The following is a 2,542-nucleotide window of genomic DNA, read 5'->3' on the forward strand; positions in this document are numbered from 1 at the left end:
GTCGGTATCGAACAGCGTGACGCCGCCGTAGCGACCGAGGTCGAAAGTCCTGTAAAAATTGGCGAAATAGTCGGTCTCGACAGTCGCAACCACGACACCTGCAAAGCTGTTGTCGTCGGCGTTGATCCGGCGTGACAGCGCGATCACGTTCTCGCCGGAAGAGCGCGACACCAACGGCCCGGTGATCAGCAGTCTGGTATCGGCGTGGTCGCGGTGGTGAATGAAGTAAGCGCGGTCGGAATTGTCGATCGCAGGGACTTCAATGAGCGACGCGTTGCGCACGCGGCCCTCGGCATCGAGCACCGCGATGTCCCGCAATTGCGGCAGGCTGCGGACGATGTCCTGCAGGCGCGTATTCAAGCGGGGCGCTGGGTTCCTTGCATGCCGCATGAAGACGGCTATGTCGTCGAGCACGACATTGACCGACTGGATCGTGTGCGAGGCATGTTCGGCCAGCGAATGCGCCAGATTGCGCATTTCGGTTTCGCTGCGCAGCATGGCGCTGCGCCGGGCGTCATAGGACTTCCACACCACCAGCCCGAGCACGCAGGCGCTCATCGCCAGCACGAACAGTGTGACAATCACGGCAGGCGTCGAGGCCCGGCTGATGAAGCCTTGTTTGGTGATGCTTGCGGTCATATGGGCGCCAGTTGATCGGCGGCGACCAGATGCGCCGGATTTGCTTTACGACGGTTAAAGTGATCGCTCGGATTTGCGTTCATCACCGACTTGTCCCCAGGCGGGCGGGGCAGGGGCGCGGTACTCCGGCCTTGACGGGCGCTGCCGCTCGGGCAATCTGTCGCTTATGTTCCTGCAATTCTTCACGTCGCTGCGCGATGCGCAGGTGCCGGTCACGCTCCGCGAATATCTGACGCTGATGGAGGCGCTCGACGCCGACCTGGCCGATCAGAGCGTGGAGAATTTCTACTATCTGTCGCGCGCCGCGCTGGTGAAGGACGAGCGCAACCTCGACAAGTTCGACCGGGTGTTCGGGGCGACCTTCAAGGGGCTCGAGAACCTGCTCGACGCCATGGAAAAGGCCGAGATCCCGGCCGAATGGCTGAAGAAGCTGGCCGAGAAATATCTGACGGAAGAAGAGAAGAAGCAGATCGAGGCGATGGGCTGGGACAAGCTCATTGAAACGCTGAAGAAGCGCCTCGAGGAACAGAGAAAGCGGCACCAGGGCGGCAACAAATGGATCGGCACCGCCGGAACCTCGCCGTTCGGCGCCGAGGGCTACAATCCGGAAGGCGTGCGGATCGGCCAGGAGAAGAGCCGCCACCAGCGCGCCGTCAAGGTCTGGGACAAGCGCGAGTTCAAGGATCTCGACGGCAACGTCGAGCTCGGCATCCGCAACATCAAGGTTGCACTGCGGCGATTGCGTAAATTCGCCCGCACCGGCGCGCCGGACGAGCTCGACCTCGACACCACCATCCGGGAGACCGCCAACCACGGTTACCTCGATGTTCATATGCGCCCGGAGCGGCGCAACGCAGTGAAGGTGTTGGTGTTTTTCGACATCGGCGGGTCGATGGACAGCCACGTCGCCCAGGTCGAGGAACTATTCTCGGCAGCAAAGAGCGAATTCAAGCACATGGAGTATTTCTACTTCCATAACTGCCTGTACGAAGGCGTGTGGAAGCAGAACAAGCGTCGCTTTACCGACCGCACCCCGACCTGGGACGTGCTGCACAAATTCCCCCACGACTACAAAGTCGTGTTCGTCGGCGACGCCTCGATGAGCCCGTACGAGATCATGGTGCCGGGCGGCTCGGTCGAGCACGTCAACGAGGAGGCCGGTCACGTCTGGCTCGATCGCGTGCTCCGCACCTATCCGCACACCGTGTGGCTGAACCCGGTAGCGCGTCGCCACTGGGACTACTCGGAATCGACCACCATCATCCGCCGTCTGTTCTCCGAACGCATGTACCCGATCACCATCGAAGGCCTCGAAGGCGCGATGCGGGAACTGGTGCGGTGAATATCCTGCCTGACTACGTCATTCCGGGGCGCGCGTAGCGCGAGCCCGGAATCCATAACCACGGACGGGGGTTATGGATTCCGGACTTGCTCGCTTCGCTCACAATCCGGAATGACGAAGAAAAAGCAAAAGGGAGTAACCATGCCCCAGACCATCACCCGCGGCATCAAGGCGATGCTGGACGAGGCCAATGCGACGATCGAGACGCTGACCCCGCAGCAGGCGATCGACCTGCACAAGCAGGGCGAAGGTAGCAACACGGTGATCGTCGATCTGCGCGACCCGCGCGAGATCGAGCGCGACGGCAAGGTGCCGGGCGCGTTCTCCTGCACCCGCGGCATGCTGGAATTCTGGATCGATCCGAATTCGCCTTACGCCAAGCCGATCTTCCAGGAAGACAAGAAGTTCGTGTTCTTCTGCGCCGGCGGCCTGCGCTCGGCGCTCGCCGCCAAGACCGCACAGGACATGGGCCTGAAGCCGGTCGCCCACATCGAAGGCGGATTCGCCGCCTGGCGCGACGCCGGCGGTCCGGTCGAGGCTTACGTGCCGAAGAAGAAGTGA

General features: G+C 62.0%; 3 protein-coding genes. 2 read left to right on the forward strand and 1 reads right to left on the reverse strand.

Annotated elements, in window-relative coordinates; translation table 11 throughout:
- A partial coding sequence (locus tag I5M_RS16650; RefSeq protein WP_022722426.1) for a cache domain-containing protein occupies window positions 1–639 on the reverse strand: 639 nt, incomplete at its 3' end.
- Window positions 640–805: 166 nt separating this feature from the next.
- On the opposite strand from I5M_RS16650, the gene I5M_RS16655 reads away from it, so the two are divergent.
- Together I5M_RS16655 and I5M_RS16660 are read left to right on the forward strand one after the other, a co-directional pair.
- Entirely contained in the window at window positions 806–1,981 is a 1,176-nt protein-coding gene (locus I5M_RS16655; RefSeq protein WP_022722427.1) for a VWA domain-containing protein, read from the forward strand.
- Window positions 1,982–2,122: 141 nt separating this feature from the next.
- A complete protein-coding gene (locus tag I5M_RS16660) occupies window positions 2,123–2,542 on the forward strand; it encodes a rhodanese-like domain-containing protein (RefSeq protein WP_031336709.1) in 420 nt (139 codons plus the stop codon).

The sequence above is a fragment of the Rhodopseudomonas sp. B29 genome (genome assembly GCF_000333455.1).
GTDB lineage: Bacteria > Pseudomonadota > Alphaproteobacteria > Rhizobiales > Xanthobacteraceae > Rhodopseudomonas.